Origin of the sequence: Microbacterium sp. NPDC076895 (genome assembly GCF_040687115.1) — a bacterium.
GTDB lineage: Bacteria > Actinomycetota > Actinomycetes > Actinomycetales > Microbacteriaceae > Microbacterium.
Genome location: NZ_JBFBMQ010000013.1, coordinates 32,322 through 51,144 on the forward strand (window position 1 = coordinate 32,322; position 18,823 = coordinate 51,144).

Genomic DNA, 18,823 nt, shown 5'->3' on the forward strand with positions numbered 1-18,823 from the left:
ATCAGTGGAAGTCTCGCGATCGGTGCTGCACCCCGACACGCAGGTCTTCGAAGCGGTCAGCGAGAACGTTCGTCACCCCCTCGGGCGAGCGTTCCAGCATCCCTCGCACGATGAGCGCAGGGGCATCGCGCGCGACGCGCCGATACCTGTTCCAGACCCCGACCGAGCAGATGACGTTGACGACGCCGTGCTCGTCCTCGAGGTTGAGAAAGGTGATGCCGGATGCCGTCGCGGGCCGCTGGCGATGCGTAACGAGTCCCGCGACCTCGATGCGGCGGCCGGTTTCGTGCGTGCGCAGTTCGCGCGAGGTCAGCACGCCGCGAGCATCGAGCGGCGCCCGGTAGTGCGTGAGCGGGTGATCGTCGGTCGAGACCCCCGTCGCCCAGAGGTCGGCGGCCAGGATGTCGTAACTCGTCGGGTCTGTGAACAGCGGCGGCTGGACCGACACGAGCGAATCGGGGAGATACTCGGCGCGATCCTGGGCCGCCGCGCCCGCGAGCCACACTCCCTCGCGGCGGGAGATCCCCAGCGACCCGAAAGCACCAGCGGTAGACAGAGCCTCGAGCTGCACCTCGGTCACTCCCGTCCGGCGGACCAGGTCACGCAGGTCGCGGAACGGCCCGTGCGAATCTCGCTCGGCGACGATGCGCTCGGCGGTCGGCTGCCCGATGCCCTTGACCCCCGCGAGACCCAACCGCACTGCGAAGTTTCCGTCGCGCCGGTGGGCCGCGGATTCGTCGGGGGCGTCACGATCGAACAGGCCCACCGGGGGCTGGGTGCGGTGCGTGCAGGCATCCATGCCCGTCGGCGTCGGCATCCGCGTGGGAGGGCATGGCGTTTCGGGAGGTTGTGACCATTCGGGAGGGTCAATATCCCCCGCAACATCCTCCCGAACGTCCTGCCCCTCCCGGATGAACGGAGGGACGGATGCCGCATCCGGCATCAACGGCTCGACCCCAGCCCACACTCCCGAGGCGTGCAGATCAGGACGGCGTACCTCCACGCCGTGGCGGCGGGCATCCGAGACGAGGGTCGCCGGCGAGTAGAACCCCATCGGCTGGGCCCGTAGCAACCCCGCCAGGAACGCGGCGGGATAGTGCAGTTTGATCCACGAGCTCGCGTAGACGAGCAGCCCGAACGACAGGGAGTGGGATTCAGCGAACCCGAAGTTCGCGAACGCCTGGATCTTCGCGTAGATCGCATCGGCGTCTTCGCCCACGAGGTTGTTGCGCGCCATCCCCTCATACAGCTTCTCGCGCAGCGACTCGATCCGCTCGAGCCCGCGTTTAGACCCCATCGCCCGGCGCAGCAGATCGGCATCCTCGGGGGTGCAGTCGCCGATCGCGACCGCCATCTGCATGAGCTGCTCCTGGAACACCGGCACACCGAGCGTTCGCTTGAGTACCGGTTCGAGCTTCGGATGCGGATAAGTGACCTTCTCGTCGCCGAGTTTGCGCCGCACGAACGGATGCACCGCACCGCCCTGGATCGGACCGGGACGGATGAGGGCGATCTCGATCACGAGGTCGTAGAACCGTCGCGGCTGCAGGCGCGGCAGCAGCCCCATCTGCGCGCGCGACTCGACCTGAAAGACCCCGATCGAATCAGCCCGGCACAGCATGTCGTACACGGCCGCTTCTTCCTTGGGTAGGGTCGACAACTCCCACTCCTCCCCCGTCGCCTCGCGGATCATGTCGAAGCAGTACTGCAGGGCCGCGAGCATCCCGAGCCCCAGCAGGTCGAACTTCACGAGGCCCATCCAGGCGGCGTCATCCTTGTCCCACTGGATGACGGTGCGGTTCTCCATGCGCGCGTGCTCGATCGGCACGACCTCGCCGACAGGCCGCTCAGTGAGCACCATCCCACCCGAATGGATGCCGAGATGCCGTGGCGCCTTCATCAGTTCCCCCGCATACGCGATGACCTGGTCGGGGATGTCGTGCTCGGGGCCGCTCTCCAGCGACGCCCCCCAACGCTCGACCTGCTTGGACCAGGCATCCTGTTGCCCCGGCGAATACCCGAGCGCCTTGGCCATGTCGCGCACCGCATTCTTGGGGCGGTACTGGATGACGTTCGCCACCTGCGCGGCGCGATCCCGCCCGTACGTGGCATAGACCCACTGGATGATCTCTTCGCGCCGGTCGGAGTCGAAATCGACGTCAATGTCGGGCTCTTCGTCACGCAAGCTCGAGAGGAACCGCTCGAATGGCAGGTCGTAGGCGATCGCGTCGACCGCGGTGATATCAAGCAGATAGCAGATGGCGCTGTTGGCCGCCGACCCGCGCCCCTGACACAGGATGCCTCGCCGCCGCGCCTCCTGCACGATGCCGTGCACGATAAGGAAGTACCCGGGGAAGTCCTTCATCTCGATGACGCCGAGTTCCCGTTCGATGCGGTCACGGTTCGCGGGCGAGAGATCCGGATACTTGCGGGGCACCGCCTCCCACACGAGATGTCGCAGCCACGTCATCGGGGTGTGCCCCTCGGGGACGGGGAGTTTCGGGAGCGCGGGTTTGGCCCGGCGCAGCGGAAAGGCCAGTTCGTCGGCAAGGGTCACGGTGTTGGCGACCGCGCCGGGATACCGGGCGAACCTCTCGGCCATCTCCGCCCCCGAGCGCAGGTGCGCGCCGGCATGGGAGGGAAGCCAGCCGTCGAGCTCGTCGAGCCCCCGGTTCGCGCGTACCGCTGCCACCGCCGCAGCAAGTTGCGCGCGCGTCGGGGCGGCATAGTGCACGTTGTTGGTCGCGAGCAGCGGCAGGCCCCTATCGGCGGCGAGCGCGGCGAGGATGTCGTTCTCACGCGTGTCTGACGGATTGCCGTGGTCAATGAGCTCGACATGCACGGCGTCCAGACCGAACAGGGCGACGAGCTCGTCGAGGGCGGCGGCTGCGGCATCCGGCCCTCCATCGGCGAGCGCACGACGGACAGCGCCCTTGCGGCATCCGGTGAGCACCGCCCATTCCGAGCGGCCGCGGGTTCCGGTGAGCCCGTCGAGGCGCTCCTCCCCTCGGGCGAAGGCCGCGAGCTGCTCGAGATCGTAGTGCGGACGCCCCTTCTCGGCGCCCTGCAGCTGGGCGCGCGTGAGCGCGGAGGCGAGACGGTGATATCCCTCCTCTCCCCGGGCGAGCACGAGCAGATGGGCGCCGACCGGGTCGGGTTCGCCGTTCTGCCGCTTCGGAAGCTCGAGGGAGAGCTCGGCGCCGAACACGGTCTGCAGGCTCAGCTGTTCGGCGGCTTCGGCAAACCTCACGATGCCGTAGAACCCGTCGTGATCGGTGATCGCTAGGGCGTGAAGCCCCAGCCGCTCGGCCTCTTCGGCGAGGTCCTCGGGTGAGGATGCTCCGTCGAGGAACGAGAACGAGGAGTGCGCGTGGAGCTCGGCGTACGGCACGGTCTGGGCGGGTCGCTCGATCGGCGGAGCGACGTATGGCCCACGCTTGTGCGACCACGCAGGGCTGTCGCCCCCGTCCCCGGGCGGCGGCTTCGGGCGGCGGCGGTCGCTGAGCAGCCGTTCCATCTCTGACCACGACACCGACGGGTTGTTGAATCCCATCAGTCGTACCGCCCCTCGGCATGCCACGCGCCCTGCTCGCACACCAGCAGCCAGGCTGTCTGGTCGGCATCCACGACCTGGAACCGGTGAGCCCGCCGCGCCCGTTTCGCATCCCAGGCGCGTTCGATCACCGGCCACGGCCCCGCCCACGCCGCCACCGCCCGCCGACGCCCGGTCTCGATCATGAGCGTCGGCGTGCCGGTGAGCTGCCCGCGTTCATCGACCGAGACGGTGACCCCGGATGCCGACACCACCTCGACCGCGACCGGATCAGCGAACACCGTGGCCGGGAGCGGATCGGGGAGGCTCCCGGGCCAAGGACGGGCGCGTTCGGCGGCGAGCGTGCGGTGGTCGCGAGGCAGCCGATCACCCCATGGCACCCACACCTGCCGCTCGGCGAGCCAGCGCCCACCACCGATAGCGGGAGTCACAACCGCCCGATGACCGAGCATCGCCTGCACCCGCGAGAGAGCGTGGTGCACCCGCTCTTCGGGACCGGAGCCGAAAATCGCTGGGGTGTGGTGGGATGCCGCATCCACCGCCTCGGGCGAGATCCGCACGAGTCCGACACCGGTCAGAAGGTCGGTTGCGTCTTCGGCGAGTTGCCAGCGCACCCGGTCCACGATCGCGGCAGCATCGAACGACCCCGGATGCAGCCACACCCGCTCGCTGCGCTCGCCGCGGTCGCCGACGAGCTCGATGCGCACCTCGGTGCACACCAGGTCGATCGCCCCGAGACCCGCGATGAAGGCATCCGCGCTCTGGCGCACCCCGAACGCGACCTGCTCGGCAAGCTCGAGCGGCGGTTCGAAAGCGATCTCACGCGCGAGCTCGGGCGGCGGCACACGGGGCTCGATCTGCCGCGAGTCGCTGCCTGCGGCCAGCGCCCGGAGTCTGACTCCTCGCTCACCCAGCCGCTCATGCACACGCTCTTCGGGCATCGCGGCGAACGCACCCAGGGTCTGGATGCCGAGGCGTGCGAGCAGGTCGACGATGCCGGGTCCCGGGTCTGCATCAGCGAGTGCGGCGACCGACAGCGGGGCGAGAAACGCGGATGCCGCTCCCTCCGGCACGACGCGGATGGGATCAGCTGCCGTGGTCGCACTGCGTGCAGCCTGCTCGGCGGTGAACGGACCGTCGGCAACCCCGATGCGTACATCGACGAGGCTGAGTTCCCGCATCCGTTCGAGGAGGACCCGCGCCGCGGCAGACTCACCACCGTAGTAGCGGGCGGGGCCGCGAGCGCGGATCGCGCACAGTCCCGGGCGAATGATCTGTACCCCCGGCGCGCGTTCTTCGAGCTGAGCGACGACGGGCGTGAATGCGCGATGATCGCGTACCGGGTCGGACGACACGATCGCAAGGGCCGGGCAGCGTGCCTGCGCATCACGCCGACGCAATCCCCGGCGTACCCCGTCACGCCGTGCCGCGGCAGAACAGGCGACAACGAGATTCTTCTCGATCACGGCGATCGGGTCGGCAGGGTCGAGCGGATGCGGTCCGTCTCGGGTCAGGGCGACGACCGGCCAGTCCGGCATCCAGACCACGAGGCTTCGCGTCGGAGCCCGCAGGGATGAGTCGGCAGGCATGTCACCCGGCTTCCCGGACAGATAGGGCTTCCCGAACTGACAAGACCTCCTGAACCGACAACGCCTCCCGCTCACTTGCGCCGCGCACTGCGGGAGAAGTCCCTCGGGCAGCGTCGACCACCCCTCCAGGAGCCGGGAGCAGCACGGGTCCTCGTCGGGGGGTCGACAGCCGCCGACTTGCCACTGTGACGGTGACCTCTCGCGCATCCAGATATCCGTGCCCGCGACCGAGCCCGCTCCAGCCCGGGTCGCTCACCGACAGCCACGCTTCGGCCTGCGGCCACGGGCCCTGCACGAGCAGCACACCATCGCGATCGCGCAGGCGTGCCGCGAATCGGGCGGCATCGGCATCCGACACCCGCCCCGGCGGGCGCACCGCAACCACGGGCAGAACCTCGGCGACCGTCGCCGCCACCGCGAGCCACCGCGAGCCCGGGTCGGGAATCATCACGAGCCGCGACAGATCCACCCCGAGCCGCTCGGCGGCCTCGGCGCCCAGGTGCGGCATCCCGACGACCCCGCACCAGGAGCCCGCCTGCGAAGGCGGCGCGAGCAGGGCGAGCAGGAGCGAGACGGATGCCGAACCCGGAGCAAGCGTGTACACCGACCCGGGTCGCAAGCCGCCACCGGGAAGGAGTCGCGACAGCGCCGGATAGGCCGGCAAGGCCGGAGCATCCAGGGATCGACCCTGCACCTGCTCGACCTTCGCGCGGAGGCGATGCACCTCGGCCAGCCGGTCACGGACGTCGGCGATGGCCTCCGCGCGCTGTGCTCCCATGATCGCCCTCACTCCCACAGGTTAGAACGCATGTTCTAATGCGTCAATGCGATGAGAGCACGATACGTGAGGCATCCGACATGGGGAGTGTCACTAGGTCACCCGACAGAACCAATAAGAATAGATACTTTGTTCGAGTAGAGGTTGAGGGTTTCCCGGCTCAGCCCGCGACGATCTCGGCGGTTGTGGCGATACGCGCAAAGCCGCCACTCTGCAGCACGAGCGCCGTGCCGGCCATGAGCTCAGCCGCCGACCGGCGCACGACACCGAGCCCCGGGATCTCTTCCTCCAGATCGAAGGTACGCGTCGCATCCAGCACGACAGTCACGTCATAGCCGAGGTTCCCACCCATTCGCGCCGTGGTCTCGACACACATGTTGGTCTGGATGCCGCACAGCACCAGCTCGCCGATCCCCCGCTCTTGCAGCCAGGCGTGGAGGTCGGGCTCGCCGTAGAACGCGGAGTTCACGTTCTTGGTCACCAGCACTGCGGCATCCACGTTCGCCACGACATCAACCAGCGCGTTGCCGGGGTTGGACGGATGCAGCGGAGATTCCGGATGCCGAGAGTCATGCCGCACGACCACGACCGACTCCCCCGCGAACGCCTCGACCAACCGGGCGACATTCGCCTCGCAGTCGGGATTTGCCGTCGGCCCCCAGAAGTCCAGGTCATCAAACCCCCGCTGCATATCGATCACCACGAGCGCGCGCGTCATGCCCCCATCCCACCACGCCGCGCCGACACGGGAGGCGGCGCATCCTGGACTGGCAGGAATCCGTCGACAACCGACACCCCCGTCTGCGCGTTCGGGAGGATCTGGTCACTCGGGAGGGTGGATGCCGCATCCACACCCTCCCAAGCATCCGTCCCCTCCCGAGGGGACGCAGCCCGCCGCGGCACGACCGCGCCCAGCACGATCCCGGTGAGCACGAGGCCAAGCCCCACAACCTGCGCGAGGCCAAACGGCTCCCCCGCGAGGAAGACACCCAGCACCACGCCGGTCACGGGGTTCAGCAGTCCGACAAGCCCGACGGTCGCGGCGGGCAGGCGCCGCAGCCCCGCGAACCAGACGGTGAACGCGAGCGCTGTCGACACGAGCGAGAGGTACGCGAAACCGAGGGCCGAGGTCGGCGTCAGCGCCGGCGGCGGACCGTCCACGATGAGGGCGACGGGCAGCAACATGAGGCCACCCATCGTCAGCTGCCACGAGGCCATCGTGAGCCCCGGGATCTCGTTGCCCCACCGCCCCGTGAGCACGAATCCGAGCGAGGACGAAAGCATCCCCGCGAACGCGGCGACGAGTCCCCATCCTTCGATGGGCTCGCCGCCGACACCGACCAGCAGCGCGACCCCGACGAGCCCGATCCCCGCGCCGATGGCCGCGAGCACGCGCGGGCGCTGACGGCGTAGCATCCAGGCCAGCAGCATCATGGCGGCAGCCGACGCCGACATCACTGTCGCCGCAACACTCGAGGGCAGGCGCTGGCCGGCGACGTAGACCAGCACGAAGAAGCCGCCGACGTTCAGGATGCCGAGCACGGCGGCACGCCACCACCACACCCCGTGCGGGAGGCGGCGCGAGATCAGCAGCAAGATGAGTCCCGCCGGCAGGGCACGAAACAGCGCACCCCACAGCGGAGCGTCGGCGGGCAGGAACTGCCGCGTCACGAAGTACGTGCTTCCCCAGGCGATCGGTGCGATCGCGGTCAGGAGGAGCCACCTCAGGGACTTGTCTTCCATGGAAACTAACAATGCCTTCCATGGAAGATTTATTCCGATACCGTGAAACCATGGATGCCGCCTCCGACCGCGTCACACAGATCCAGGCCGAATGGCATCGCGAGCGCCCCGACATCGACACGTTCCCACAGGGCATCATCGGGCGTCTGCATCGCATCGGGCTGCTCCTGGACCGTCGCCTCGACGAGGTCTACGCGAGCTTCGATCTGAGCTACGCCGAGTTCGACATCCTCGCGACCCTGCGCCGCGCCGGCGCCCCCTACCAACGTCGCGCGGGCGAGCTCGCCGACCACACGATGGTCACCAGCGGCGGCCTCACCAAACGCGTCGACCGTCTGATCGCGCGCGGACTCGTCGAACGCCGCCCCGAAGCATCCGACGCCCGCGGCAGGCTCGTCGGGCTCACGGATGCCGGACTCGCCCTCGTCGACGAAGCCTTCACCGCCCACATGGCCGGCGAGCACCGCATCATCGAGGAGCTGGGGACGGATGCCGAAACACTCGAGCCGATTCTGCGCCGCTGGCTCGGCATCCTGGAGCCGCCCGCGTAAGCGTCACGCGGCGAGCGCGAGATAGGGCTCCCACGACGGGTCGGTGCGATCAGTCCCCCGCACCGTCCACTGCGCTCCGCGCGGTGCTCCCGGCGTCAGGCGTAGTTCCCAACCCATTTCCTGCGGCGTGCGGTCGCTCTTGAGATTGTTGCACTTCAGACAGCACGCGACGAGGTTCTCCCACGAGTCAGCGCCACCCCGAGAGCGCGGCAAGATGTGGTCGATCGTGGATGCCGACCTGCCGCAGTATCCGCAGCGATGCGCATCACGGCGAAGCACTCCGCGACGAGTCACCGGGATCGTGCGTCCGCCGGGAACCCGAACGTAGCGGCTGAGCAGGATGACCGCGGGCCGATCGTGCGCGCCATCCGTACCCCAGACAGGATCCTCGGGGATGTGCTCGATGACGGTGGCTTTGTCATTCATGACGAGCACGAGCGCCCGCTTGAACGACACGACGGCCAGCGGTTCGTAGCCCGCATTCAACACCAGAGTGCGCATTGCTGTCCTCTCGAACGGCCCGAGACGGCTTCCCGGGATTCTTCGACGTTCGACGTGGTCAGAGCGCGCAAGGCATGAAAAAAGGCGCTGTCTCTACAGACAGCGCCCTGGAACCACAGCGAAGCTGCGGTGTCCGAGAACATGATGCCGAAGGACGAGGCGCCCCAGTGCAACCGTGGTTCGGCTGCGCGGTGTGCTGCCCATCGGACTCTCTCCCGTTCTCTTACACGTCGCGACCAGGCTAATGCACCTCACGACACCCGAAGGTCAACGAGGGTGAACGAAACGTGGCGTGTCGAGGAACGAAACCGGGCTCAGCCGGCGTTGGCCTGCAGCCATGCCATGGGGTCGACGAGAGCACCACCGACGCGCACCTCGAAGTGGAGGTGGGTGGTCGTGGCCGAGCCCGTCTGACCCATGAGTCCGATCATCTGTCCGGCAGATACGGTCTGGCCAGCCTCGACGGTGCGGCTTCCCCACATCATGTGCGCGTAGAGCGTCGTGACGACCTGGCCACCGATGACCGAGTCGATCACCACGGCGTTTCCGTAGCCGCCGAGGCCATCCTGCGCGGCGCGCACGACCCCATCCGCCGCCGCGAAGATCGGCGTTCCGCCCGAGTTGAGCATGTCGAGGCCGTTGTGGTTAGGACGCGTCGGGGTGCGGAATCCGTTGATCGCCCAGTCGCTGTGGAAGCTCGCGACCGGCCAGCGCACGGCACCCGAGCCCGGAGCCACCATGTTGATATTGACGGATGCCGAGCTGGAAGCAAGCGACGCTGCGGAACGAGCTGCGGCGGCCGCTGCTTCTTCGGCCTTCTTCTTCTCGATCTCTTCGGGAGTCGTCGCCGAGTAGCTCTCCCGGTTGAGGTCGGTCGTCGCAGCGTCGGATGCGATCACGATCGACTGCGCGTCGCCTTCAGCAACCTGCTGCAGGGTGACCGACTCGTCGGCCTGCTGAAAGGCGCCGTACGCCGGCAGGGCGACAGTGGCCACGAGACCACCGACGATCGCAAGGGTGACGATGTTACGCACCGGACCACGCGGGCTGGCCTTGGGGCCCTTTCGAACGGCGGGGCGGGCAACGGATGCTGCGGGTGCGGGCTTGGCTGCGGGCTTGTCCACCGAGCCGCGACGGATCCGAGCGAGACGCGAGGTTTTTCTGGTCGACGGGCCCGCGGCATCCACCGGGGTCGAATCGTTCTCTTCAGCCAACTAAGTCCTCCGGCGCCTCTGCGCCGGAGCGCCGGCTCGTCACGTTTCGGTGCGGAAGCTGCGCTCCGCTCGATCACGGGTTCACCGTTCGAATGACGAGCCGTGAGGCAATTCGATCGGGGTCCGAGGTCGTGCTGGACTCGCTCGGACTGTACGAGGCTACCCGAAGGTAACGAACATGTCACGCTGGCGGCCGGAGATAACCCGCGATTGCGCCGTGTGGAGGAACGGATGTCGTCCCTCGCGCCCCGCCGTTACGCGTGGTCGTCGACGAGGAAGATGTGACCGGCCACCTCGACGGGCAACTCAAGACCCTCGTCGGAACCGTCCATCTCAACCAGGACGTATCCCTCGTTATAGCGATAGCTCCCGTGTGCCCCGGGAAGCACACCGGCCCCCTTGAGCTGCTGGAGCAACTCGGGATCGACCTGGGCGGGTTCGGCGAGCCGACGGATCGTTCCCGTGATCGGCTCCCCCGCGGCGTCGAGCTTGCGAACGAGCCCCACCACGCCGGATTCGAACGTCAGCGCCGGGACGTCACCGAGCTGGTCGAGTCCGGGGATCGGGTTCCCGTAGGGCGACTCGGTGGGGTGATCCAGCAGCTCGACAAGCCGACGCTCGACCTGTTCGCTCATCACGTGCTCCCACCGGCAGGCCTCATCGTGGACGTACGCCCAGTCGAGTCCGATGACGTCGGAAAGCAGCCGCTCGGCGAGGCGGTGCTTTCGCATGACGTCAATGGCCTTCTGGCGCCCGAGATCGGTGAGCTCCAGGCTCCGATCCTCGGTGACGACGACCAGGCCGTCCCGCTCCATGCGTCCCACCGTCTGCGAAACCGTCGGGCCCGAGTGCCCCAGCCGCTCCGAGATCCGCGCCCGAAGCGGAGTGATGTTCTCTTCTTCGAGTTCGAGGATCGTGCGAAGGTACATCTCCGTCGTGTCGATGAGATCTGTCATGCGGGATCCTCGTGTCTGCATCCTCGTGGGGGTAAGACGAGCCTAGCCTTTTCCCCGGCCCCCGGTCCGGGCCTTCCCCGGCGCAACCATAGAATCGGGACATGGTCGAGTTGCCCCGAGAACTGCTTCCCGCTGACGGCCGATTCGGCTGCGGACCCTCGAAGGTCCGTGGCGCCCAGCTCGAGGCTCTCGTCACGCGGGGGGCCTCTCTGCTGGGAACATCGCACCGTCAGGCCCCGATCAAGAACCTCGTCGGGAGTACCCGCGAGGGGCTTGCCGAGCTGCTGCGCGCGCCCGAGGGGTACGAGATCATCCTCGGCAACGGCGGATCGACGGCATTCTGGGATGCCGCGGCGTTCGGCCTCATCGAGCGTCGCAGTCAGCACCTGGCATTCGGGGAGTTCGGTTCGAAGTTCGCCGCGGCCGCGAAAGCGCCGTGGCTCGAGGAACCGGATGTCCGCAAGACCGAGCCGGGCACCGGCGGTGTCTCCGAACCGGTCGAGGGTGTGGATGTCTACGCGTGGCCGCACAACGAGACCTCGACGGGCGTTTCTGCTCCCATCGCCCGCGTCACCGCGGACCCTGGTGCGCTGACGGTCATCGATGCCACGAGCGCCGCGGGTGGCATCGACTTCGACGCCGCCCAGGCCGACGTCTACTACTTCGCGCCGCAGAAGAACCTCGGCTCCGACGGTGGGCTCTGGTATGCCCTGGTCTCCCCGGCGGCAATCGAACGGATCGAGCGGATCGCGGCATCCGATCGGTACATCCCCGAGTTTTTGAGCCTGAAGAACGCGATCGACAACTCACGGCTGAACCAGACGCTCAACACCCCGGCGGTAGCGACCCTCCTCATGCTCGATGAGCAGGTGCGGTGGATCCTCGACAACGGCGGACTCGCCTGGGCCGGGGCCAAGACTGCAGCCACCTCGGCGACGCTGTACGCGTGGGCCGAGGCAACGGCGTACACGACGCCTTTCGTCACGAACCCCGCTGACCGCTCACCTGTCGTGGTCACGATCGACTTCGACGAGAGCGTGGATGCCGCGGCCATCGCCAAGAGCCTGCGCGAGAACGGCATCGTCGACACCGAGCCCTACCGCAAGCTCGGGCGCAATCAGTTGCGCATCGCGACGTTCGTCTCGATTGACGAGGATGACGTGCGCCGGCTCATCGGGGCGATCGAGTACACCGCCGAGCGGCTCTAGGGGCGGACTCGCGACGCGCGCGGCCCCGCCGGGCGTCCAGCAGCGCCCGATACACTGCCTCGTGCCCGAAACTCTGCTGAACCCTGGCCGCGATGCCGAGCAGTCGGCATCCATCGATCCGGTTGAACTCGAGATCGCACTGCGCGTCATCGACGCCGCTTCCTCGCTCGACCCCGAAGACCCGGCCTACATCGCCCTGCGCCGCCAGACCAGCAAGCTCTACAAGGACGTTAAGCGGCAATCGCGCAAGGAGAAGCGCAAGCGCATCGCCGAGGCCGACCGCGCGGTCGTCGCCGCCACCGCGACAGGCGCCCCCGACCGCATCGACGACGAGACGCGCGGCATCCCGCTCGCTGCCCGCACCTCGATGCCCTTCGCCGGCGAGCTGATCAAGGCACGCGCCTGCTACATCTGCAAGCAGGACTACACGCTCGTCGACGCCTTCTACCACCAGCTGTGCCCAGACTGCGCGTCGATGAGCCATGAGAAGCGCGATGCACGCACCGACCTCACCGGCAAACGAGCACTGCTCACCGGCGGCCGCGCCAAGATCGGGATGTACATCGCGCTGCGGTTGCTGCGCGATGGCGCCCACACCACGATCACGACGCGCTTCCCGCGCGACGCCGTGCGCCGCTTCTCGTCGCTGCCCGACAGCGCCGACTGGATCCACCGCCTCAAGATCGTCGGCATCGACCTGCGCGACCCCGCCCAGGTGATCGGCCTTGCCGACTCGGTGGCATCCGAGGGCCCACTCGAGATCCTCATCAACAACGCAGCCCAAACCGTGCGTCGCTCGCCGGGGGCCTACAGGCCCCTGGTGGAGGCCGAGCTTGCCCCGCTCCCCGATGGACCTCTGCCTGAGCTCGTCACCTTCGGGCACACCAACGACGCCCATCCCCTCGCGCTCGCGCAGTCGGTATCCTCACACCCGATCCTCGCTCCAGCCGCGCGCACGGCCGATGAACTCACCGCGGAGGCGATGGCGGCCGGCTCCGCGTCGATCGAACGCCTGAAAACCGGCACCGCGATCGACGCAGGCGGACTCATCCCCGACGAGGACCGCATCAACAGTTGGACCCAGCACGTCGACCAAGTCGAACCCCTCGAGATGCTTGAGGTGCAGCTGGCCAACATGACCGCGCCGTTCCTGCTCGTGAGCCGCCTGCGCTCGGCGATGGCTGCATCGAGCGCGAACCGGAAGTACATCGTCAACGTATCGGCGATGGAGGGCGTGTTCGGCCGCGGCTACAAGGGCCCCGGCCACCCGCACACCAACATGGCCAAGGCCGCGCTGAACATGCTCACCCGCACGAGCGCTCGCGAGATGTTCGAGACCGACGGCATCCTGATGACCGCGGTCGACACCGGCTGGATCACTGACGAGCGGCCGCACTTCACCAAGGTGCGCCTTGCCGAGGAGGGTTTCCATGCCCCGCTCGACCTCGTCGACGGGGCGGCGCGCGTGTATGACCCGATCGTGCGCGGCGAGGCCGGCGAAGACCTGTTCGGCATCTTCCTGAAGGACTACCGCAAGGGCTCCTGGTAGTCAGGCGGGCAGAAAGTACTCGCGGGCGAGAGGGGCAATCTCGATCCCGGATGCCGTGCCGGCGGTGACCCAGCGCAGCTCGGCGATCTCGGCAGCCGGTTCGGGCCGTTGATCGCCGATGTCGACGCGGAAAACGTCGGCGACGACCTCGAAGCCCGGTTCGTTGGCCGCACTCGCCGCGAAGCTGCCAAGCGCCTCCAGGGCGTCGGAGTCTACCCGGAGGCCGACCTCTTCGGCGAGCTCGCGCATGAGCGTCTCGGCCGGGGTCTCATTCGGCTCTGGCTTGCCACCGGGCTGCATGAACGCCGTCGTCCCGGCCTTTCGCACGAGCAGCAGCCGCCCTTCGGCGTCAGTGATCACCGCGGCCGAGACATGAATGCGGCGCGGGGCAATGGCATCCGAAGTCATCCCCGCAGGTTAGTCCTCGTCACCGTTGTCGAGGTCGCCGCTGTCGAGGTCGCCGCTGTCGAGATCGTCGTTCGAGTCGTCATCGAGCTCATCGATATCGACACCGTCGACGTCTCCGCTGTGCAGGAGCCGCGACCCGTCCTCGTCGAAGTCGTCGGCATCAAGATCATCGACATCATCGAGGTCGTCGTCCTCGTCGTCGGTGTCCTCGTCCTCGTCGGCCTCGTCGGAGTCGTCATCCTCATCACCGGATGCCGTCTCGGCAGCAAGCGCCGCCTGAGCAGCCTGGTAATCAGCCAGGCGCACCGCCCACGGCACCCATTCCGGTGCGAGCAGCGCCTCGTCGCCGGGCAGCAGCTCAGCCTCAAGAACGGTGGGTTCTTCTTCGTCGACCCGCGCGACGCTCACCGTCCAGAACCACCCCGGGTAGCCTCGCAGCGTCGTCTCGAACCGGAGCGATACGACGCCGTCGGGCTCGACGGTGTAGCCGGCTGCGGGGCCGACGGTGGCCGCCGGAGTGATCTCGTGCAGCGCCGCCAGGGCGAGGTCGTGTGCGGCAACCAGCGTCGGGTCAGGCGTCGAGCTCATCGGCCACCTTGCGCAGCACGGCGGCGACCTTCGCACCGTGTGCACCGCTCGGGTAGCGACCGCGTCGCAGGTCCCCGCCCACACCGTCGAGCAGCTTCACGAGATCCTCGATGATGATCGCCATGTCGTCGGCGGGCTTGCGGGAGCGCTTGGCGAGGCTGGCGGGCGCTTCGAGCACCCGCACTGACAGCGCCTGCGGGCCGCGCTTTCCGTCGGCGATACCGAATTCGAGGCGCGTGCCCGCCTTCACCGTCGCCCCAGCGGGCAGCGCGGTGGCATGAAGGAAGACATCCTGTCCTTCGTCGGAGGAGATGAAGCCGAAGCCCTTTTCCTCGTCATAGAACCTGACCTTGCCGGTGGGCATGGGAAACCTCGTTCTGAACGGCGCCGCAGCGGGGCGGCAGGAGTGACGCAGGGACCGATCGATCCCGCGGTTAAGCCTAGAGCACCGCGACGGAGTAGTCTGGGGCGGATGAGCACGCGTAGCCCTGGCAGCGACCTTCCGGTTCGCACGATCGACCGCGTGCTCGCGTCGATGTCTCTCGGACTGCTCGCGCTCTCGGTTCTGTCGTTCTTCGCGATTCTCATCGGCTCCGCGTCGCACGCCGATTTCAGCACCGGCCTGTGGCCCGCTGTCGGCATCATCGTCTACATCGCCCCGATCCTCGCGTTCGCGATGCTGCTGACGGTGCTGATCATGACGTTCGTGCGAAGGGCGCGGGCGAACCGGAGCGAATAGATGGCGGGCGACGAGCGAACCCTCGCCACCTGGCTGGCATCGCTCGATGACAACGCCCTCGCAGACCTGTTCACCCGGCGTGGCGTCTCACCCGCGGCATCCTGGCGCGACTTCTTCGATGCCGCCGAAGCGCTCCTCGATTCAGCGTCGATAGACCGGGCGCTGGCACGGCTCGATCGTCGCGAACTGGCCGCGCTCATTGCCGCCGGCGCCGGGGATGTCGCCACCGAGACCATCGTGGCCTGGGGACTGGCGCGCCCTGGCGGCGAGGTCTACTCTCCGGTGCAGGAACGAATCGCTACGCTCTCGAGCACCTCCGGTTTCGCGGATCCGCCCGCCGACGTTGCCGAGACCGCGAGCGGGTTCCCCGGGCCCGCCCCGGCTTCGGCAGCCGAGACCGCGAGCGCCGCAGAGCGGATCTTCACGGCATCGGCGTCGCTGGCCGACGTACTGTTGGCGGCCCTGCACGTTCCGCTGACCCTCACTGGCGCAGGCGCAGTCAGCGCCGCAGACCGCAAGCGCCTCACCGAGTCGGGCGCGATCGGCGCGCCCGAGGACCTCGACGATCTGATTGCCGCAGGCCTGGCAGCAGGGCTGCTCACGCCGATCGGGCGAGAGCTCGTGGTCACCGCCACGGGCGAGCAGTGGCTGGATGGCGGCACCGTCGCCCGGTGGACTGCAATCGCCGATGGCTATCGCCGCAGTCTCCCAGCAGGCCTTCGCACCGCGCAGGGTGGAGTCCTCGACCCTGCGGGCTGGGCGGGCATGTACCCGCTGAGCCCTGAATGGCCGGCGCGGGCGGCAGCGCTGCGGCAGACGGCGCGGCGGTGGGGCATTCTCACGCCAGACGGGGCGGTTCCACCGTGGTCGCGTGGCCTCGTCGAGGGCACAGCTCTCGACACTGATGCTTTGCGCGATGCCCTTCCGGCCGAAATCGACCGGATCTACCTGCAAGCGGATCTGACAGCTGTCGCTCCCGGCCCTCTTGCCCCGCGGCATGACCTGCGCCTACGCAGGATCGCGCGGCGCGAGTCCCGCGCGCAGGCATCGACATACCGCTTCACGGCGGAGTCGATCGGGGCTGGCCTCACCGACGGAGAGAGCGCCGAGTCGATCCGCAACTTTCTGCGCGAGCTGTCGCTCACGGGGATTCCCCAGCCGCTGGACTACGTCATCGAAACGACGGCAGCCCGACACGGATCGGTCACGGTCCGCTCGGATGCCGGGAGCCCCAACACGATCGTAGAAAGCAGCGACCCGCACCTCCTCGATCTCGTCGTCATCGACCAGGCCCTGCGCCCCGTCGGGCTGGTGCGGCACGGGGATGTGCTCGTGAGCCGGGTCGGTCGTGATCACCTGTTCTGGGCGCTGGCCGATGCCCGCTACCCCGTTGTCGCGCTCGACGAGCACGGAGCGCCCGAGTCACTCCGGCGCCGAACGGCTGCGCAGACTGCGTCAGCAGAACCGGCGGGCGATGTCTACGCGCGCCTGATCGGGTCGCTGCGCGCCTCGGGCGGCGACGGCGACGCGGCCTGGCTGGAGCGCGAACTCGAGCAGGCGGTGCGCACGAAGTCGATCATCGTGGTCACGGCACAGATCAGCGCCGCCGAGACCCGCACCTTCACGCTGGAGGCTACGGGGCTCGGCGGTGGCCGGCTCCGCGGCAGAGACCGGGGCGCGGATGTCGAGCGCACCCTCCCGATCTCGACCATCGTGAGCGTCTCCCCGGCCTGACAGCAGTCCGCACCGCTACCCCGCAGGTAGACTGGACCGCTATGGCTGACGGCCCCCTCATCGTTCAAAGCGACCGGACAGTGCTGCTGGAAGTGGCACATCCGGATGCCGAATCCGCGCGCCACGAACTCGCGATCTTCGCCGAACTCGAGCGCGCTCCCGAGCACATCCACACCTACCGCATCACACGGCTCGGCCTGTGGAACGCGCGGGCAGCCGGGCACACCGCCGAAGACATGCTGGGCACGCTCGACCGGTGGACACGCTTCCCGGTGCCACCGTCAGTCGCGATCGACATCCGCGAGACCGTCGGGCGCTACGGACGCCTTGTGATCGAGCGTGACACGGTCGCGGGATCCGACGAGCCCGCGCTTGTGCTCCGGTCGACGGATGCCGCGGTGCTGGCCGAGGTCACGAAGAACAAGCGCATCCAGCCACTGCTGGTTGGGCATCCCTCCCCCGACACGTACGTCATCGATGCCTGGGCGCGCGGGCAGATCAAGCAGGAGCTGCTGAAGATCGGCTGGCCCGCCGAAGACTTCGCGGGGTACACACCCGGCACGCCGCATCCGATCGACCTCGCCGAGCAGGACTGGCACCTGCGCCCGTACCAACGGCAGGCCGTCGACGCGTTCACCGACGGCGGCTCGGGAGTGGTCGTGCTCCCCTGTGGGGCCGGAAAGACGCTCGTGGGAGCCGGGGCGATGGCCGACACGAAGACGACGACGCTGATCCTGGTCACCAACACGGTCAGCGCACGGCAGTGGCGCGACGAGCTGCTCAAGCGCACGAGCCTCACTCCCGAAGAGATCGGCGAGTACTCGGGGCAGGCCAAAGAGGTCAAGCCCGTCACGATCGCGACCTACCAGATCCTCACGGCCAAGCGGAAGGGACAGTACGCGCATCTGGCGCTGCTCGATGCCCTGGACTGGGGTCTCATCGTCTACGACGAGGTGCATCTGCTGCCCGCCCCCGTGTTCAAGCTGACCGCCGACCTGCAGGCTCGTCGAAGACTGGGGCTCACGGCGACGCTCGTGCGCGAAGACGGCCGCGAGGGCGATGTGTTCAGCCTCATCGGCCCCAAGCGGTTCGACGCCCCGTGGAAGGAGATCGAGTCGCAGGGCTTCATCTCCCCCGCCGCCTGCTACGAAGTGCGCGTCGACCTGCCGGCCGGCGAGCGGCTCGAGTACGCGGCGGCGGCGGATGACGAACGCTACCGGCTCGCAGCCACCGCCCCCGCGAAGATCGGCGTGGTGAAGGATCTCGTAGCCCGGCACGCCGGCGAACAGACCCTCGTGATCGGACAGTACCTCGACCAGATCGACGAGATCGCGCGGGCGCTGGGCGCCCCGCAGATCACGGGTGCCACCCCCGTCGATGAGCGCGAGGAGCTTTACCGCGGCTTCCGGGAGGGGCAGATCCCCGTGCTGGTGGTGTCGAAGGTCGCGAACTTCTCGGTGGACCTGCCCGAGGCATCCGTCGCCATTCAGGTGTCGGGGTCGTTCGGGTCACGGCAGGAGGAGGCGCAGCGCCTCGGTCGGCTTCTCCGTCCGAAGCAGTCGGGGAACACTGCAAGCTTCTACACGCTCATCGCGCGCGACACGGTCGACCAGGATTTCGCGCAGAATCGGCAGCGGTTCCTCGCTGAACAGGGCTACAGCTACACGATCCTGGATGCCGACAAACTCGCCGCGTGACCCGGGGAAACCGCC

General features: G+C 68.2%; 17 protein-coding genes. 6 read left to right on the forward strand and 11 right to left on the reverse strand.

What is annotated here, in order from left to right:
- Position 1: 1 nt before the first annotated feature.
- The 5 genes from AB0O89_RS11530 to AB0O89_RS11550 all read right to left on the reverse strand — a co-directional run bounded on the left by AB0O89_RS11530 (position 2) and on the right by AB0O89_RS11550 (position 7,663).
- Complete coding sequence (locus AB0O89_RS11530) at positions 2 to 3,553, reverse strand: error-prone DNA polymerase (RefSeq protein ID WP_363497766.1); 3,552 nt, start codon at positions 3,551 to 3,553, stop codon at positions 2 to 4.
- Complete coding sequence (locus AB0O89_RS11535) at positions 3,553 to 5,142, reverse strand: DNA polymerase Y family protein (protein ID WP_363497637.1); 1,590 nt, start codon at positions 5,140 to 5,142, stop codon at positions 3,553 to 3,555. Before AB0O89_RS11535 ends, AB0O89_RS11530 begins: the two co-directional genes overlap by 1 nt.
- Before the next feature lies 1 nt (position 5,143).
- Positions 5,144 to 5,920: a hypothetical protein gene (locus AB0O89_RS11540; protein WP_363497769.1), complete on the reverse strand. Its 777-nt coding sequence runs from the start codon at positions 5,918 to 5,920 to the stop codon at positions 5,144 to 5,146.
- A gap of 160 nt (positions 5,921 to 6,080) precedes the next feature.
- Positions 6,081 to 6,638 (reverse strand): cysteine hydrolase family protein, encoded by a 558-nt coding sequence (locus tag AB0O89_RS11545; RefSeq protein WP_363497640.1) that lies wholly within the window; start codon positions 6,636 to 6,638, stop codon positions 6,081 to 6,083.
- The gene (locus AB0O89_RS11550) at positions 6,635 to 7,663 is read right to left on the reverse strand and encodes an EamA family transporter (RefSeq protein ID WP_363497643.1); all 1,029 of its coding nucleotides are present in this window, start codon (positions 7,661 to 7,663) and stop codon (positions 6,635 to 6,637) included. The genes AB0O89_RS11545 and AB0O89_RS11550 overlap by 4 nt, the downstream gene beginning before the upstream one ends.
- A gap of 20 nt (positions 7,664 to 7,683) precedes the next feature.
- Between AB0O89_RS11550 and AB0O89_RS11555 the strand changes: the two genes are divergently transcribed.
- A complete protein-coding gene (locus tag AB0O89_RS11555) occupies positions 7,684 to 8,214 on the forward strand; it encodes a MarR family transcriptional regulator (RefSeq protein WP_363497646.1) in 531 nt (176 codons plus the stop codon).
- A gap of 3 nt (positions 8,215 to 8,217) precedes the next feature.
- Here AB0O89_RS11555 and AB0O89_RS11560 read toward each other — a convergent pair whose 3' ends face one another.
- The 3 genes from AB0O89_RS11560 to AB0O89_RS11570 all read right to left on the reverse strand — a co-directional run bounded on the left by AB0O89_RS11560 (position 8,218) and on the right by AB0O89_RS11570 (position 10,885).
- Positions 8,218 to 8,715 carry an HNH endonuclease gene (locus AB0O89_RS11560; RefSeq protein WP_228176872.1) on the reverse strand — a complete coding sequence of 166 codons (498 nt, stop codon included), beginning with the start codon at positions 8,713 to 8,715 and terminating at the stop codon, positions 8,218 to 8,220.
- Positions 8,716 to 9,029: 314 nt separating this feature from the next.
- On the reverse strand, positions 9,030 to 9,929 hold the full coding sequence (locus AB0O89_RS11565; protein ID WP_363497650.1) for a M23 family metallopeptidase: 900 nt from the start codon (positions 9,927 to 9,929) through the stop codon (positions 9,030 to 9,032).
- A gap of 254 nt (positions 9,930 to 10,183) precedes the next feature.
- The gene (locus AB0O89_RS11570; RefSeq protein WP_341579309.1) at positions 10,184 to 10,885 is read right to left on the reverse strand and encodes a metal-dependent transcriptional regulator; all 702 of its coding nucleotides are present in this window, start codon (positions 10,883 to 10,885) and stop codon (positions 10,184 to 10,186) included.
- 101 nt (positions 10,886 to 10,986) lie between these two features.
- Between AB0O89_RS11570 and serC the strand changes: the two genes are divergently transcribed.
- Together serC and AB0O89_RS11580 are read left to right on the forward strand one after the other, a co-directional pair.
- Positions 10,987 to 12,093 (forward strand): phosphoserine transaminase, encoded by a 1,107-nt coding sequence (gene serC / locus AB0O89_RS11575; RefSeq protein ID WP_363497653.1) that lies wholly within the window; start codon positions 10,987 to 10,989, stop codon positions 12,091 to 12,093.
- A gap of 61 nt (positions 12,094 to 12,154) precedes the next feature.
- Positions 12,155 to 13,642: an SDR family NAD(P)-dependent oxidoreductase gene (locus AB0O89_RS11580; RefSeq protein ID WP_363497656.1), complete on the forward strand. Its 1,488-nt coding sequence runs from the start codon at positions 12,155 to 12,157 to the stop codon at positions 13,640 to 13,642.
- Here the strand turns inward: AB0O89_RS11580 and AB0O89_RS11585 are convergent, their stop codons facing one another.
- The 3 genes from AB0O89_RS11585 to AB0O89_RS11595 are packed head-to-tail and all read right to left on the reverse strand — an operon-like array spanning position 13,643 to position 15,002.
- Positions 13,643 to 14,050: an NUDIX domain-containing protein gene (locus AB0O89_RS11585; protein ID WP_341579306.1), complete on the reverse strand. Its 408-nt coding sequence runs from the start codon at positions 14,048 to 14,050 to the stop codon at positions 13,643 to 13,645.
- 9 nt (positions 14,051 to 14,059) lie between these two features.
- Positions 14,060 to 14,638: a DUF3027 domain-containing protein gene (locus AB0O89_RS11590; protein WP_341579305.1), complete on the reverse strand. Its 579-nt coding sequence runs from the start codon at positions 14,636 to 14,638 to the stop codon at positions 14,060 to 14,062.
- A complete protein-coding gene (locus tag AB0O89_RS11595; RefSeq protein ID WP_341579304.1) occupies positions 14,622 to 15,002 on the reverse strand; it encodes a cold shock domain-containing protein in 381 nt (126 codons plus the stop codon). Before AB0O89_RS11595 ends, AB0O89_RS11590 begins: the two co-directional genes overlap by 17 nt.
- Positions 15,003 to 15,110: 108 nt before the next feature.
- Between AB0O89_RS11595 and AB0O89_RS11600 the strand changes: the two genes are divergently transcribed.
- The 3 genes from AB0O89_RS11600 to AB0O89_RS11610 are packed head-to-tail and all read left to right on the forward strand — an operon-like array spanning position 15,111 to position 18,808.
- The gene (locus AB0O89_RS11600) at positions 15,111 to 15,377 is read left to right on the forward strand and encodes a multidrug ABC transporter ATPase (RefSeq protein WP_341579303.1); all 267 of its coding nucleotides are present in this window, start codon (positions 15,111 to 15,113) and stop codon (positions 15,375 to 15,377) included.
- A complete protein-coding gene (locus AB0O89_RS11605; protein WP_363497661.1) occupies positions 15,378 to 17,111 on the forward strand; it encodes a helicase-associated domain-containing protein in 1,734 nt (577 codons plus the stop codon).
- A 41-nt stretch (positions 17,112 to 17,152) separates the two neighbouring features.
- A complete protein-coding gene (locus AB0O89_RS11610; protein WP_363497664.1) occupies positions 17,153 to 18,808 on the forward strand; it encodes a DNA repair helicase XPB in 1,656 nt (551 codons plus the stop codon).
- Positions 18,809 to 18,823 lie beyond the last annotated feature (15 nt).

Excerpts from the sequence above, each read along its gene's own strand:
- AB0O89_RS11530 (WP_363497766.1), bottom strand. The coding sequence starts at position 3,553 with ATGGGATTCAACAACCCGTCGGTGTCGTGGTCAGAGATGGAACGGCTG.
- AB0O89_RS11535 (WP_363497637.1), bottom strand. The coding sequence starts at position 5,142 with ATGCCTGCCGACTCATCCCTGCGGGCTCCGACGCGAAGCCTCGTGGTC.
- AB0O89_RS11540 (WP_363497769.1), bottom strand. The coding sequence starts at position 5,920 with ATGGGAGCACAGCGCGCGGAGGCCATCGCCGACGTCCGTGACCGGCTG.
- AB0O89_RS11545 (WP_363497640.1), bottom strand. The coding sequence starts at position 6,638 with ATGACGCGCGCGCTCGTGGTGATCGATATGCAGCGGGGGTTTGATGAC.
- AB0O89_RS11550 (WP_363497643.1), bottom strand. The coding sequence starts at position 7,663 with ATGGAAGACAAGTCCCTGAGGTGGCTCCTCCTGACCGCGATCGCACCG.
- AB0O89_RS11555 (WP_363497646.1), top strand. The coding sequence starts at position 7,684 with ATGGAAGATTTATTCCGATACCGTGAAACCATGGATGCCGCCTCCGAC.
- AB0O89_RS11560 (WP_228176872.1), bottom strand. The coding sequence starts at position 8,715 with ATGCGCACTCTGGTGTTGAATGCGGGCTACGAACCGCTGGCCGTCGTG.
- AB0O89_RS11570 (WP_341579309.1), bottom strand. The coding sequence starts at position 10,885 with ATGACAGATCTCATCGACACGACGGAGATGTACCTTCGCACGATCCTC.
- serC (WP_363497653.1), top strand. The coding sequence starts at position 10,987 with ATGGTCGAGTTGCCCCGAGAACTGCTTCCCGCTGACGGCCGATTCGGC.
- AB0O89_RS11585 (WP_341579306.1), bottom strand. The coding sequence starts at position 14,050 with ATGACTTCGGATGCCATTGCCCCGCGCCGCATTCATGTCTCGGCCGCG.
- AB0O89_RS11590 (WP_341579305.1), bottom strand. The coding sequence starts at position 14,638 with ATGAGCTCGACGCCTGACCCGACGCTGGTTGCCGCACACGACCTCGCC.
- AB0O89_RS11595 (WP_341579304.1), bottom strand. The coding sequence starts at position 15,002 with ATGCCCACCGGCAAGGTCAGGTTCTATGACGAGGAAAAGGGCTTCGGC.
- AB0O89_RS11600 (WP_341579303.1), top strand. The coding sequence starts at position 15,111 with ATGAGCACGCGTAGCCCTGGCAGCGACCTTCCGGTTCGCACGATCGAC.
- AB0O89_RS11605 (WP_363497661.1), top strand. The coding sequence starts at position 15,378 with ATGGCGGGCGACGAGCGAACCCTCGCCACCTGGCTGGCATCGCTCGAT.
- AB0O89_RS11610 (WP_363497664.1), top strand. The coding sequence starts at position 17,153 with ATGGCTGACGGCCCCCTCATCGTTCAAAGCGACCGGACAGTGCTGCTG.